This is a genomic window from Bradyrhizobium sp. RT6a (assembly GCF_040547675.1).
In the GTDB taxonomy this organism is placed as follows: Bacteria; Pseudomonadota; Alphaproteobacteria; order Rhizobiales; family Xanthobacteraceae; genus Bradyrhizobium.
Genome location: NZ_JBEPQC010000001.1, coordinates 1,118,009 through 1,130,382 on the forward strand (window position 1 = coordinate 1,118,009; position 12,374 = coordinate 1,130,382).

Annotated in this window: 13 protein-coding genes; 5 read left to right on the forward strand and 8 right to left on the reverse strand. The window is 64.5% G+C overall.

Going from position 1 to position 12,374, the window contains the following annotated elements; translation table 11 throughout:
- Positions 1-4 precede the first annotated feature (4 nt).
- The 8 genes from ABIC03_RS05430 to ABIC03_RS05465 all read right to left on the reverse strand — a co-directional run bounded on the left by ABIC03_RS05430 (position 5) and on the right by ABIC03_RS05465 (position 8,262).
- Positions 5-1,987: a heme lyase CcmF/NrfE family subunit gene (locus tag ABIC03_RS05430; protein WP_354056155.1), complete on the reverse strand. Its 1,983-nt coding sequence runs from the start codon at positions 1,985-1,987 to the stop codon at positions 5-7.
- Positions 1,984-2,493 (reverse strand): cytochrome c maturation protein CcmE, encoded by a 510-nt coding sequence (gene ccmE, locus ABIC03_RS05435; protein WP_354056157.1) that lies wholly within the window; start codon positions 2,491-2,493, stop codon positions 1,984-1,986. Before ccmE ends, ABIC03_RS05430 begins: the two co-directional genes overlap by 4 nt.
- A gap of 37 nt (positions 2,494-2,530) precedes the next feature.
- Positions 2,531-3,646, reverse strand: a complete 1,116-nt coding sequence (ccmI, locus tag ABIC03_RS05440) for a c-type cytochrome biogenesis protein CcmI (protein WP_354056159.1) — start codon at positions 3,644-3,646, stop codon at positions 2,531-2,533.
- Positions 3,647-3,777: 131 nt separating this feature from the next.
- Positions 3,778-4,047: a hypothetical protein gene (locus ABIC03_RS05445; RefSeq protein ID WP_354057503.1), complete on the reverse strand. Its 270-nt coding sequence runs from the start codon at positions 4,045-4,047 to the stop codon at positions 3,778-3,780.
- 99 nt (positions 4,048-4,146) lie between these two features.
- On the reverse strand, positions 4,147-5,547 hold the full coding sequence (locus ABIC03_RS05450) for a hypothetical protein (protein WP_354056161.1): 1,401 nt from the start codon (positions 5,545-5,547) through the stop codon (positions 4,147-4,149).
- A gap of 159 nt (positions 5,548-5,706) precedes the next feature.
- Positions 5,707-7,083, reverse strand: a complete 1,377-nt coding sequence (locus ABIC03_RS05455; protein ID WP_354056163.1) for an ATP-binding protein — start codon at positions 7,081-7,083, stop codon at positions 5,707-5,709.
- Positions 7,084-7,204: 121 nt separating this feature from the next.
- Entirely contained in the window at positions 7,205-7,876 is a 672-nt protein-coding gene (locus tag ABIC03_RS05460; RefSeq protein WP_247349962.1) for a response regulator transcription factor, read from the reverse strand.
- A gap of 230 nt (positions 7,877-8,106) precedes the next feature.
- A complete protein-coding gene (locus ABIC03_RS05465) occupies positions 8,107-8,262 on the reverse strand; it encodes a hypothetical protein (RefSeq protein WP_007593402.1) in 156 nt (51 codons plus the stop codon).
- Positions 8,263-8,496: 234 nt separating this feature from the next.
- Here ABIC03_RS05465 and ku point away from each other — a divergent pair, with 234 nt between their 5' ends.
- The 5 genes from ku to ABIC03_RS05490 all read left to right on the forward strand — a co-directional run bounded on the left by ku (position 8,497) and on the right by ABIC03_RS05490 (position 12,227).
- Positions 8,497-9,480 carry a non-homologous end joining protein Ku gene (gene ku, locus ABIC03_RS05470; RefSeq protein ID WP_354056165.1) on the forward strand — a complete coding sequence of 328 codons (984 nt, stop codon included), beginning with the start codon at positions 8,497-8,499 and terminating at the stop codon, positions 9,478-9,480.
- A 58-nt stretch (positions 9,481-9,538) separates the two neighbouring features.
- A complete protein-coding gene (locus ABIC03_RS05475) occupies positions 9,539-9,772 on the forward strand; it encodes a hypothetical protein (protein WP_354056167.1) in 234 nt (77 codons plus the stop codon).
- A complete protein-coding gene (locus tag ABIC03_RS05480) occupies positions 9,753-10,127 on the forward strand; it encodes a hypothetical protein (RefSeq protein ID WP_354056169.1) in 375 nt (124 codons plus the stop codon). The genes ABIC03_RS05475 and ABIC03_RS05480 overlap by 20 nt, the downstream gene beginning before the upstream one ends.
- Before the next feature lie 191 nt (positions 10,128-10,318).
- Entirely contained in the window at positions 10,319-10,483 is a 165-nt protein-coding gene (locus ABIC03_RS05485; RefSeq protein WP_275167744.1) for a Flp family type IVb pilin, read from the forward strand.
- Between the two features lie 181 nt (positions 10,484-10,664).
- Positions 10,665-12,227, forward strand: coding sequence for a hypothetical protein (locus tag ABIC03_RS05490; RefSeq protein WP_354056171.1), 1,563 nt, complete (start codon positions 10,665-10,667; stop codon positions 12,225-12,227).
- The last annotated feature ends 147 nt before the right edge of the window (positions 12,228-12,374 follow it).

Genomic DNA, 12,374 nt, shown 5'->3' on the forward strand with positions numbered 1-12,374 from the left:
CGGTTCACTCCGCCGGCTGCAGGCGCTGCTTGGCCCGCGCCGGTTTCGGCGCACCCACCCGCAAGCGCCGATCCGACAGCGACAGCACGCCGCCGAACGCCATCAGCACAGGTCCCCACCAGATCAGCAGCACCAGCGGCTTGTGATAGATGCGCACGGCAATGGCGCCCTCGGCAGTGGCGTCGCCGAGTGAGATGTAGAGCTGGCTGGCACCGCGCGTCAGCAGGGCGGCCTCCGTGGTCGACGAGCCGCGGGTGGTGAAGCTGCGCTTGGACGGCGTCATCACGCTGAGCTTCTCGCCGTCACTGCTGACGTTGAATTCGGCGATCATCTCGTGGAAGTTTGGCCCTTGACGCTGAAACAAGCCGTCGAGCTTCACCTCGTAGCCGGCGACATGGGCGACGTCGCTCTGTTTCATGGTCGCGATATATTCGCTGTTCCAGGTGGTCTCGCAGACGATCCCGATCAGCGCGACGCCGAGGCCGGCATGCGCAAAAGCGGAGCCCCAGGCCGAGCGCGGCAGGCCGCGGGCGCGGTGCAGTGCCGTTGCGAAAGGTAACCGCACGAGGCCGGTCCGCTCGACGATATCAGTGACGGCACCGGCGATGACGAAGACGCCAAGCCCGATCGCGAGCGGCGCCAGCGCGCTCCCGCCGAGCACCCAGCCCCAGACCATGGCGGCGGCGACAAGCCCGGCAACGCCTGCCGCGAGCAGACGCTGGGTGACGCCGAGCAGATCGCCGCGTTTCCATGCCAGCATCGGCCCGAACGGTACGGCGAGCAGCAACAGCGTGAACAGCGGAGCGAAGGTGAGGTTGTAGAACGGCGCGCCGACCGACATCTTGAAATCGGCGAGCATCTCCATCGCCAGCGGATAGAGCGTGCCGAACAGCACCACCGCGCAGGCGACCGTGAGCAGCAAATTGTTCAGCACCAGCGCCCCCTCGCGCGAGATCGGCGCAAACAGGCCGCCCTGCTTCAACGACGTCGCGCGCCCCGCGAACAGCGACAGGCTGCCCCCGATGAACAGGCAGAGAATCAGGAGAATGAACACGCCGCGGGTTGGATCGGTCGCGAAGGCATGCACCGAGGTGATGACCCCCGAGCGCACCAGGAAGGTGCCGAGCAGCGATAGCGAGAAGGTCAGGATCGACAAGAGGATGGTCCAGACCTTCAGCGCGTTGCGCTTCTCCATCACCAGAGCCGAATGCAGCAGCGCGGTGCCGGCAAGCCACGGCATCAGCGAGGCGTTCTCGACCGGGTCCCAGAACCACCAGCCACCCCAACCCAGTTCGTAATAGGCCCAGTACGAGCCCATGGCGATGCCGAGGGTCAGGAAGATCCAGGCGACCAGCGTCCACGGCCGCACCCAGCGCGCCCAGGCGGCGTCGATCCGCCCCTCCAGCAGCGCCGCAATCGCGAAGGAGAACGAGATCGAGAAGCCGACGTAGCCGAGATAAAGCATTGGCGGATGCACGGCGAGACCGATGTCCTGAAGCACCGGATTGAGATCGCGTCCCTCGATCGGCGGGTTTGCGATGCGCAGGAATGGGTTGGAGGTCACCAGGATGAAGAGATAGAAGGCGCTGGCGATCCACGCCTGTACGGCCAGCACATGCGCGCGCAGCGGCAGCGGCAGATTGTTGCCGAAGGCCGCGACCAATCCGCCGAACAGCGCGAGGATCGACACCCACAAGAGCATCGAGCCTTCATGGTTTCCCCACACGCCGGTGATCTTGTAGAGCAGCGGCTTCGTGGAATGGGAATTCTCGTAGACGTTGGCAACCGAGAAATCCGAAGCTACGTGCAGCATCACTAGCGCGATGAACGACGCACCGACGAACAGGAGCTGCGCCAGCGCAGTGGAGCGCGCCACATTCATCAGCGCGTCATCGCGCAGCCGCGCCCCGATCAGGGGCACGATGGACTGAATCAATGCCAGTCCGAGCGCCAGCACCAGCGCATAATGTCCCGATTCCGCGATCACCGAACTGCTCCCTGCGGATTGCCCTGTGCGGTCGTAGCCGCGGGCTTGACGCTATCTGAAGCCTTGGCGCCGTAGTCATCCTTCCAGTGCCCCTGCTTCTTCAGGGCATCCGCGACGTCCTTGGGCATGTAGGTTTCGTCGTGCTTGGCGAGCACGGTGTCGGCCTTGAACACGCCATCGGCGTCGAGCGCGCCCTCGGCGACGACGCCCTGCCCTTCCCGGAACAGATCAGGCAAAATGCCCTTGAAGGCGACTGGAAGCTTTGCGCCGCCGTCGGCGACTTCGAAGGTCACTACGAGATTGGCGCCGCGCTGGAGCGAGCCGGGCTGCACCAGGCCGCCGAGGCGAAACCGCTTGCCGGGCGCGACGTGCTTCTCGGCGACCATGGTCGGCGTCGAGAAAAACACGATGGAGTCGCGCAGGGCGTTGAGCACCAGCGCGGCCGCGAGCGCGAGCACGGCAAGCGAGCCGCCGATGATGGTCATACGTCGCTGCTTGCGCGTCATGGCGTATCCATTCCCTGCCCGTCTCGTCCTGACGTCGTCATCCGTCGAGCCCGAGTGTCTTGAGGCCTTCATCGAGCTGGCGCAACCGCGCTGCATCATTGGCAACCGCCTGGCGGGCATCGGTCGATGCCCCCACCGCCTTGTCGCGATCACCCATCACGAGATAGGCGCGCACCAGGCGCAGCCAACCCTCGACGTCGTCGCCGTTCTGCTTGAGGCGCGTGGCGAGCCGTTCGACCATGCCGCGAACCATCGCGTTGCGATCGCCCTCTTTCATGTCCTTGGAAGCTGCGAGCGTTTCATCCGACAGCGCCGGCATCGTAGCGCCACCGCCGCCGACCCGCGCGAGCGAGGTCTGCACCAGAGGGCGCCACGGCGCATCCGCCGGCGCTTTCGCCAGCAGCGCGCGCCAGATATTGGCGGCATCGTCCTTGCGGCCGTCCTGCTCGGCGGCGAGACCGAGAAAATAATTCGCCTTGGGGTCGTCGGCGCTGAGCGCGTGCGCGCGCTCGAACTCGGCCTTGGCTTCGGCGGTCACGACGCCGCCGGCGGCGGCCGACATCGCTTCGCCGAGATCGGACCGGCGCTCCGCGCTCTCGCCATTATAGGTGAGCGAGTTGCGATAGGCGCGCACCGCGTCGTCGAAGCGACCAAGCCGTTCCAGCACGGGCGCGATCACGTTCCAGCCGCGGCCGTCGGTCGGATTCTTTTCCAGATGTTGCTCGACCTGCACGACCAGATTCTCGAGCGACTGCGCCATGCCGGACCCGGATCCGCGCTCCCGCTGCGCCAGCGGAAAGTCCTGAAGCCTGGGCGAGCCGAGCGGCACATAGACACCAATCGCAACCAGCGGCAGGCCGGCGAGCGCCAGCACGGCCGCCGCTCGGCGCCATTTGACGCTGGATTTCGGCGCCGTTGCTTGCTCGCTGCCGGCCGCGGCGAGCAACCTGCGGCTGACCTCGACGCGCGCGGCCTCGGCTTCGGGCGCTGCGATCAGCCCTGCGGCAAGATCACGCTCGATCTCGGCGAGTTGGTCCTTGTAGACCGCGACCTCGCTGCCCTGATTTTGCGCGCGTCCGCTACGGCCGAGCGGCAAAAGCACGGCGAAGATCGCCGCGACCGTCATCAGCGCGAACACGAACCATAGCGTCATCTGGCAAGCTTCCGGCGGCGCGCAAGCCGCGCCCACAGGTGGCTTTACACCACGGCCGGATGATGCGGCAATTGACAATTGTCAATTCGGCGCGACCGCGCACAGTCCCGAAATGGTGAAAATCCAACGACTTAGCCGATCTCGAAGTCCGCACTTTGAGCGGCGTCCTCGCCATGCCCGTTGAAGGCCTTCAGGAAGTATGTTCCCGGCTCGATTGCATCGGGCAATCTGATGCGCAACGCCCCGACGGGAACGGGCGATGCTACCCTGGTGACGGTCTCAGGAAACTGGCGACCGCTTGCCTTCTCGACCAGCACCACCTTCGCGCCGACCATCAGCCTTTGATATTTGGCAACGACGACGCGATTCTCGATTTCGATGGAACTGATAACGGATTTCATGCGCCCACAGATAGAAATATCAAGAATTTGCACGGCGACCGTAGGGCCGGCCACCGACACCGTCAACCTGAAATTGTGATCACAAAATATGCGCCTGGATCAGCTCGCGCGCGACGATTTGCGCTCGCCCGTGGCCGCGTTCTCCGCGGCGCGGCTCATCAGCGAGGCATAATCATCGCCGAACAGCACCTGGCAGAAGCGGATCGCGGCCTGCACCTGCTGCTGCCGATAGGTGCGGACCTTGTGATCGGCGCCACGCAGCGACTGCACCAGCTGCTCGGTCGAACGCTCGACATATTGCTGGAGGTCGGAATAGGTGCGCAGCGTCACCTCGTTGATCGCAAGCTCGCTCGCATAATTGCGACAGGTCGCGACGAAATCGATCAGTGCCACGGCTTCCTCGACCTCGGTGCTGTCGATCCGCGCGCCCGGCGGAATGTCCTTCTCGGCGCGCTGGCGCAGGATGCGGCGGACGCGGCCGGGCACACTGTCGATCTCGGATTGCAGCGCGTTGGAGATGTCGGCCCGGATCGAGGTCAACTGCTTGCCCCAGGCGGAATCGTTGCGCAGGTCGAGCTCGGTACGCAGGCCTCGGACGCCGTCGTGCAGCGTCTTGAGATTGCCGGCGACATTGTCGAAATGGCCGCGCTTGATGTCCATGCGCAGGATGGCGGCCACGCAGGACAGATCATGCAGCGCCATCGTGACGGCGACGCCATAGGGCGTTGCCGCGACACGGATCTCGTCGTCGGACGCGGCAATCTTGATGGCGAGGCGGATGATCTGCCATGGCGCGGTCATCCGCTGCGTGACGATGGAGAGCGCGAAGGGCAGCATCTGCGGCGTCTGGAGGACGGGAATGTTGAGCGCGGCAGTCACTGAGGCGATCTGGGCATCGCTGAAGGCGCGCAAAGAGCGCGGCAGCTTCTCGTTCAAGGTGGCGATGGCGTCGCGGACCGCGAGCACCGCCCCGGTCGAATAGAGATCCTCGATCACGTTGGGCGGACCGACGCGGGCGAGCGCACGCGATTTGTCACCCCCGCCCGGCCCCGTTAGCTCGAAGATGGCATCCGCGGCGACCGCCTGGAGCTTCGAGGCCAGCGCTTCGACCTGCCCTGCACTGTCGGCCGGCATGCGCGCTAGCGCCACCTCGAATTCGCTCAGCTTGGCCGGAGCACCGTCGCGGCCGAGCCATTGCCAGATCGGAGCCAGCGAAGAGCGGCGGATCTGCCCGGCCCGGATCGGGGCGCCCGCTTCGACCAGGAATGGTTCCAGCACCTGGAACAGTAACCGCGACAGATCGTCCGTACGCGGCGGTGGGGCCGCGTCGGCTTCCGTCTTGCGGACGATCTTGCGCAGTTGGTCGAGCACGAGCGTTGCCACGGCCGTGTCCTGGCCACGCTCGAGCGCGCGCTCGAACTCCCGCATCAGCAGTGCCTGCGCCTGCGGCGGGAGCTGCGCGAGATATTCCCTCAGCCGCTCGATCGATGTCTGGCTCATGCGCCCGGGTAATGAACGGTAAAATGGCGGACGTGGGATCCGTCCTGCCCGATCATAGGTGGGCCCACTTAAGAAGCCGTTTAGGAAGTCGCTCCGAATACCCCGGGTTTCGTCCGGATCGACGTGCCGCAGGCCAAATAGTCATGTCGGAACAAGGCATTATATTCCGGGGAGGACCAGCTCCGCCCGCAGCCCCCCGGTCGCCGCGCGGCCAAGTGAGAGGCTGCCGCCGTAGAGCGCAGCGAGCTCGGTCACGATCGACAGCCCAAGCCCAGATCCCGGCTTGGACTCGTCGAGCCGCTGGCCGCGCCGTGAGACCTGCGCGCGCTCGGCCTCCGACAGGCCGCGGCCGTCGTCGTCGACGACGATATGCAGCCGCGGACCGGCGCTCGTCTGATGGGGCGCTTCCACTAGAACTTCGATGAAGACCCGCGAGGCCGCCCATTTGCAGGCGTTGTCGACGAGATTGCCGACCATCTCCTCCAGATCCTGCCGCTCGCCGCGAAATTTCGCCGACGGATCGGCCTCGGCCTCGACCACGATGCCGCGGCCGCGGTGGATCTTCTCCATGGTCCGCCGCAGTGCCTCGATGGCCGGTGCAACCTCCGTCACCGTCGCGACGACCGAGACCCGCGCCGCGATGCGCGCGCGCTCGAGATGATGGGCGACCTGGTCGCGCATCACGTCGGCCTGCTCCATCACCTTTGCCGCGAACGGATCGGTGGCATGCGCGCCGGCCTCGTTCACGATGACCGAGAGCGGCGTCTTGATGGCGTGGGCGAGATTTCCGACATGGGTGCGGGCGCGCTCGACGATCTCGCGATTGGCGTCGATCAGCGCGTTGGTCTCGCGCGCCAGCGGCGCGATCTCGACCGGGAACTCGCCCTCGAGTCGCTCCGCCCGCCCAGACCGGATGTCCGCGATGGATTCGGAGATGCGCTTGAGCGGCGCGAGACCGAAGCGGACCTGGAACACCGTGGTCAGCAGCAGCACGATGCCGAGCGCGGTGAAGGTGCCGCCGAGGTAGTAATCGAAACTGCGCGTCTCGTCGAAAATCTCGGTATCGTCGCCGGCGACACTGACGAGAAATTTGCCGTCCGCGCCGAGATCGACCGGCCGCTCCACCATCCGCAGGTTCTGTCCCTCGGGACCGTCGACATAAGCGATCCGGATGCCGGCGGCGGTGAGCTCTGTGCCCTGCTCTTCCAGCTTCGGCAGCTTCTTGTCCCAGAGCGAGCGCGAGGAGCGCACCTCCGGCTTTTCGGTGTCGGTCCGCGTGATCTGCCAGTACCAGCCGGACAACGGCAGCTCGAACAGAGGCTCACCGAGCGACTGGAACTGGCGATCCGGCGGCTCGTCGGGGGTGGCGACCTCGGCGATCAGCGTGCGGAGATAGAGATTGAGCCGGCGGTCGAAGGCGCGCTCGGTGGCGTTCTTGTAGACCGACGACAGCACCACGCCGGTGATGGCCAGGATCACCACGAGCCACGCGGTCGCCGACAGGAACAGGCGGTTCGCGAGCGAACTGGCGGGCATCGGAATGATCCCGGAGGCGCGGGGTGGCATGGCGTCGGAACTCATGACCCGAACAAGGCCTCTGCCGCGCCGCCCGTCAAGCCAAGATACGTCCAGACAAGATAGTTCGAGACACCGCGCTTCAAGCGCCAGGGGCCGGCGGGGTCAGGAGATAGCCGAGGCCACGGACGGTCTGGATGATGTCGACGTCGAGCTTCTTGCGGATGCGGCCGACGAAGACCTCGATGGTGTTGGAGTCGCGATCGAAGTCCTGGTCGTAGAGATGCTCGACCAGCTCGGTGCGGGACACGACGCGGCCCGAATGGTGCATCAGGTAGGCCAGAAGCCGATATTCGTGCGAGGTCATCTTGATGGGATTGCCTGATACGCTGACCCGGCCGGTCCTGGTGTCGAGCGTGACGGGGCCGCAGCTCAGCTCGCTCTGGGCGTGGCCGGTGGAGCGGCGCAGCAGCGCGCGGATGCGCGCCAGCACCTCCTCCAGGTGAAACGGCTTTGCGACATAGTCGTCGGCGCCGGCATCGAAGCCCTGGACCTTGTCGCTCCAGCGGTCGCGCGCGGTGAGGATCAGCACCGGCATGGTGCGGCCGTTGCGCCGCCAGGCTTCCAGCACCGAGATGCCGTCCTTCTTCGGCAGGCCGATGTCGAGCACCACGGCATCGTAGGGCTCATTGTCACCGAGATAATGCCCCTCCTCCCCGTCGAAGGCGCGATCGACGACATAGCCGGCGTCGGTCAGGGCCTTGGTAAGCTGGCGATTGAGATCGGGGTCGTCCTCAACGACGAGCAGGCGCACGCTTCTCTCCAGGATTAGGCCGCATGAACACCCGCACAGATGAGCAATTCCGGCGTGAACTGAATATGAACACGGGGAACCGGCCGCGTTACTTTTTGGTCATATCCGACCTGTTCGCGGTCAACGCACTGCGCCCGCCAGGCCATCGGACGAACCGGCGGCATGGCGGGCGCAATGTGCCGCGTTACGCGGCGAGTCGGAAGGTGCGAACCGTCCGGTCGATCTGCCGATCAGGTCCGGAAGAACACGAACCAGATGACGGCGAGGATCAGGATCGCGAGCCCGGTGGATATGGCGAGCAGCGCCGCCACCGACGGCCCGGGCTCGCCTTGGCGCGCCTCGGTTGGAGTTTCCACGATCTGACGTTGGTCTCGCGTGGTTGCCATGGTGACCTCAATTTCTGGGCGTCGCGTCGGATGGCCGCGACTCCTCGCGGCGGAATGTCCCGTGGCAACGCATGATGGGATATGATGTTCCGGCCTTTGCGGCCGGATCAGGCTGCAACCGCGCACCGGGCGGCCGGTTAACGCAGTTGCAAGATTCAGCGAACCGCCTTGCTATGATTCGTTGTTCCCCGATGGTATCTTCGTGTTCTGTCCCCGTTGCGTTTGGAGTAGCCCATGGCCCCCCGCGCCAATTGGAAGGGTTTTCTGCGTTTGTCGCTCGTGACCTGCCCGGTCGCGCTCTATCCGGCCACTTCGGATACCGAGAAGGTCTCGTTCAACCAGATCAACCGCAAGACCGGGCACCGGATCAAGTACCTCAAGGTCGACGCCGAGACCGGTGACGAGGTGACCTCGGAGGACATCGTCAAGGGCTACAAGGTCGACACCGACACCTATATCGAGGTCACCAAGGACGAACTCGACGACATCGCGCTGGAGTCTACCCACACGATCGAGATCGATGAGTTCGTACCGAAGACCGACATCGATAGCCGCTATCTGATCCGCCCCTATTATCTCGTGCCCGATGGCAAGGTCGGCCACGACGCCTTTGCGGTGATCCGCGAGACGATCCGGAGCATGGACAAGGTCGCGATCGGCCGCGTGGTGCTGACCAACCGCGAGCACATCATCGCCCTGGAGTCGCTCGGGAGCGGCCTGATGGGGACGCTGCTGCGCTACCCCTATGAGGTGCGCGGCGAGAAGGACTATTTCGACGACATCCAGGACGTGAAGCTGACCAAGGACATGCTCGACCTTGCAAAGCACATCGTCGAGAAGAAGTCCGGCGCGTTCGAGCCCGAGCTGTTCGAGGACCATTACGAGACCGCGCTGATCGACCTCATCAACAAGAAGCGCAGCGGCGCGCCCATCACCGCGAAAGCGGCGCCGAAGACCGGCGGCAACGTCATCAACCTCATGGACGCGCTGAAGAAGAGCATCGCGAACGAGAAGGACGCAGGTCCCGCGGTGAAGGTGGCCAGGGATGCGACCAAGGACACCGTCAAGGGCAAGAAGCCGAAGAAGCGCGTCGAAGGCCAGCGCGAGATGCTGCTGCCGATCGCCGGCAAGGGCGGCAAGGACGCTGCTGCGAAAGCCGCTCCCAAAAAAGCCGACAAGCCGGTGCGCGCGCAGGCGCGGGCGAAGAAGGCCGGCTAGCAGCATCGCACCAGCGGCTACGCCGTGATACCTCCCCTCGCCGGTCGGCCGACCTGACATGCCCTGGTCGACCGCGTTCGACGACCCCATTTCGTTACGTGGCGGGCGCAAGCTGCGGACGCTGCAAGAAGCTGCCGATCACATCATGCGACTGCCCGAGGATACGCAGCATGCGAGCCACTGGCAGATCGCGATCGAAACCCTGATCAACGCGGCCGAGACCGGCGGCGGCTGGATGATGTTCGCCCGCATCGCGGTGTTACGGGCGCTGAATGCGGACGTCGGTGACTGAGCCCGGCACCCCGCTCGAGAACAGGCTCAACAATCCGTTAAGCCAAGCCCGCGCTTTCAGCGTCCACCTGCGGCCGGCGGCGGCACGTAATCCTACGGAAGACAAAATTAACCGCCGGTACCCGCTCAGCGCAGCATGCTCGCCCCTGATTAGACTCGGGATTCACAGCCTCGTGCAGCAGCAGGACGCCAGAAAAAACTACATCGGCATCGTCAACGACGCGGCCGAGGAAGAAAGCCCCGCCGGCCGCTCCGCGCGGGCGCAGCCGTGGGCGATGAGCTATCTGGTCGGACGCCTGGCAGCAGTGCTGAAACGCTCCGAGAAGGCCGCGCCGGAACGCCAGATCTCGTCCTGAGACGCCATGACGACATCGCCAAATGCGTCCGAATTGGGTGACGAAACCTTAAGTCAATCGATGACACCATATCAAACGGCAGGTGAGGACCATCCACCTGCGTTTTGATGCGCCCACGAAAAATTAGTGAATCAATTTACCATTCCGAAAACGGCACCAGCCTAAGTTGGACGGATGAACAGGAGTTGACGATGACTTTGCTCAAGTCATTTCTTGCCGATGAAAACGGTGCCACTGCCATCGAGTATTGTCTGATCGCCACCGGGATCGCGTTTGCGATCATCGCGGCCGTGAACAATACGGGCAGCGCACTCCTGAGCGGCAAATTCAACTCGATCAGCGCGGCGGTGAAGTAGCCGGCATAGGCAGGCCGCAATCCCGTCAGCACGAGTCCGCGTGCAACGCGCCAGGTGACGGGCTCCTCGTTCCGCTGCAGCGGCGACCCCTGTTCGATTCTCGCGAAGTTCGCATTATGACGTTGTGTCGTGCGGCTGCGCCATCGTAGAGCGTAAGCTCAAACTGCAGCGGCCCGATGACATGATTCCTTCCGACAAGCCGACCTCGACAATCCGGGCCCGTCTTGGCTCGGACCGGTCGGTGGCGATCACCGTCCTTGCTGTCCTGGCGACCGCGTCGTTTCTTCCGGTACTGCTGACCCCTATCCCCGCGATGGTCGACTATCCCAATCATCTCGCCCGGATGTATATCCTGAGCCAGAACGGCACCCCCAACGCCAATCCGCATTACGAAGTGGCCTGGGCATTCTATCCCAACCTTGGAATGGATCTGCTGGTCCCGCAGATGGCACGGCTGATCAGCGTCGAGAATGCCACACGGCTGTTTCTGCTCCTGAGCCAATTGCTGATCGTCGGGGGCGCGCTTTTGCTCGAATGGGCCCGGAAGGGACGGGTCCATCTCGCCGGCTTTGCGGCGCTGGCTTTCCTTTACTGTCTGCCGTTCGCCTGGGGCTTCGTGAATTTCGAGTTCGGACTGGGCCTCGCTCTCTGCGGCATCGCCGTCTATCTGATGCTCGCGGAACGCCCATGGCCACTGCGTTTCGTCGTCAACATGGTGTTCGTCGCTGCGCTGTTTACGGCGCATTTCTTCTCCCTCGGCATCTATGGCGCGACGCTCGGCCTTTACGAGCTCTCGCGCATCCGCCATGGGCGAATTTCGTACGGGGTCGCCGCCGCGCGGCTCGGCGCGCTGGCTCTACCGGCGCTTGCCCTGTTTGGGATCATGCGCATGACCGCGGGATCGATCGGAAGCGAAGGAACGAGCTGGTTCCTCGGATTCAAGCCGATCTGGCCGTTGCGCATCATGAACGGTTACAATCTGACGGTCGCGGCGGCGACCGGGCTGGCATTGACGATCGCGCTGCTTTTCGCGGCAAGACGCGGCGTCCTCAAGCTCGAGGCAGCCGGGATCTGGCTCGCGATCGGCTTCGCGCTGCTGTACGTCGTCATTCCCTCGAAGCTGTTCGGAACCTCGTTCGTCGACCTTCGCGTGATTCCCGCTGCGGCTCTGATCCTGCCGGCCTTCTGCTCGATGACGCTGCCCAGCCGAGCATGGAGAATGGCAGCGCTCGCCGCGATCAGTGGCGTCATACTGATCAATCTCGCCGTCGTGCTCGCGGTGTGGTTGCCTTACCGCACCGACTATGCGGCCATCGTCGAGTCGTTCCACAAGATCGATCGCGGCTCGCGCATCCTGGTCGCCAGCACGGACGACAATGGAGACCCGCCCTTCGCCGACCTTACCTCATATCCGATGTATTATGCGCCTACGCTCGCTGTGCACTATGCCAACGCGTTCGTGCCCAATCTATTCACGGAAGCGGGCAAGCAGCCCGTGCGGGCCCGCGAGGACGTGCGCCATCTTGCCATTCCCTACGGGGGGCCGGTGCCGCTGGGCGTGCTTACCGCGATTGCGGCAAGCCGGCCGCCGGCTGGCGTTCCGCCGTTCGTCCGCACCTGGCACCAGGATTACGACTATCTCTACGTCCTCGGGCCGCGGGTCGCAAACCCGCTGCCGGATCTGCTGGAAGCGCTGGACACTTCGGAGCGATTTGTTCTCTACAAGATCCGCCGCAGGTTCTAGGCCGCAAGTCCTAGGCCGCAAGTCCTGGGCCAAAGCCGCGGCTGCCCAGCGTGGTTAATCGCGCGTCACCACCCGCACCGCTTATTGGAGGCCACCCGCGGTGCCCCATATCCTTAATGGTTGTGGCAAGGCGACCTTAACGACCGC

What these genes read in the sequence shown, in the direction of transcription:
- ABIC03_RS05485 (WP_275167744.1), top strand. Translation starts at nt 10,319, where the DNA reads ATGACTTTGCTCAAGTCATTTCTTGCCGATGAAAACGGTGCCACTGCC.
- ABIC03_RS05480 (WP_354056169.1), top strand. Translation starts at nt 9,753, where the DNA reads ATGCGGACGTCGGTGACTGAGCCCGGCACCCCGCTCGAGAACAGGCTC.
- ku (WP_354056165.1), top strand. Translation starts at nt 8,497, where the DNA reads ATGGCCCCCCGCGCCAATTGGAAGGGTTTTCTGCGTTTGTCGCTCGTG.
- ABIC03_RS05450 (WP_354056161.1), bottom strand. Translation starts at nt 5,547, where the DNA reads ATGAGCCAGACATCGATCGAGCGGCTGAGGGAATATCTCGCGCAGCTC.
- ABIC03_RS05445 (WP_354057503.1), bottom strand. Translation starts at nt 4,047, where the DNA reads ATGAAATCCGTTATCAGTTCCATCGAAATCGAGAATCGCGTCGTCGTT.
- ABIC03_RS05490 (WP_354056171.1), top strand. Translation starts at nt 10,665, where the DNA reads ATGATTCCTTCCGACAAGCCGACCTCGACAATCCGGGCCCGTCTTGGC.
- ccmE (WP_354056157.1), bottom strand. Translation starts at nt 2,493, where the DNA reads ATGACGCGCAAGCAGCGACGTATGACCATCATCGGCGGCTCGCTTGCC.
- ABIC03_RS05475 (WP_354056167.1), top strand. Translation starts at nt 9,539, where the DNA reads ATGCCCTGGTCGACCGCGTTCGACGACCCCATTTCGTTACGTGGCGGG.
- ABIC03_RS05465 (WP_007593402.1), bottom strand. Translation starts at nt 8,262, where the DNA reads ATGGCAACCACGCGAGACCAACGTCAGATCGTGGAAACTCCAACCGAG.
- ccmI (WP_354056159.1), bottom strand. Translation starts at nt 3,646, where the DNA reads ATGACGCTATGGTTCGTGTTCGCGCTGATGACGGTCGCGGCGATCTTC.
- ABIC03_RS05455 (WP_354056163.1), bottom strand. Translation starts at nt 7,083, where the DNA reads ATGCCCGCCAGTTCGCTCGCGAACCGCCTGTTCCTGTCGGCGACCGCG.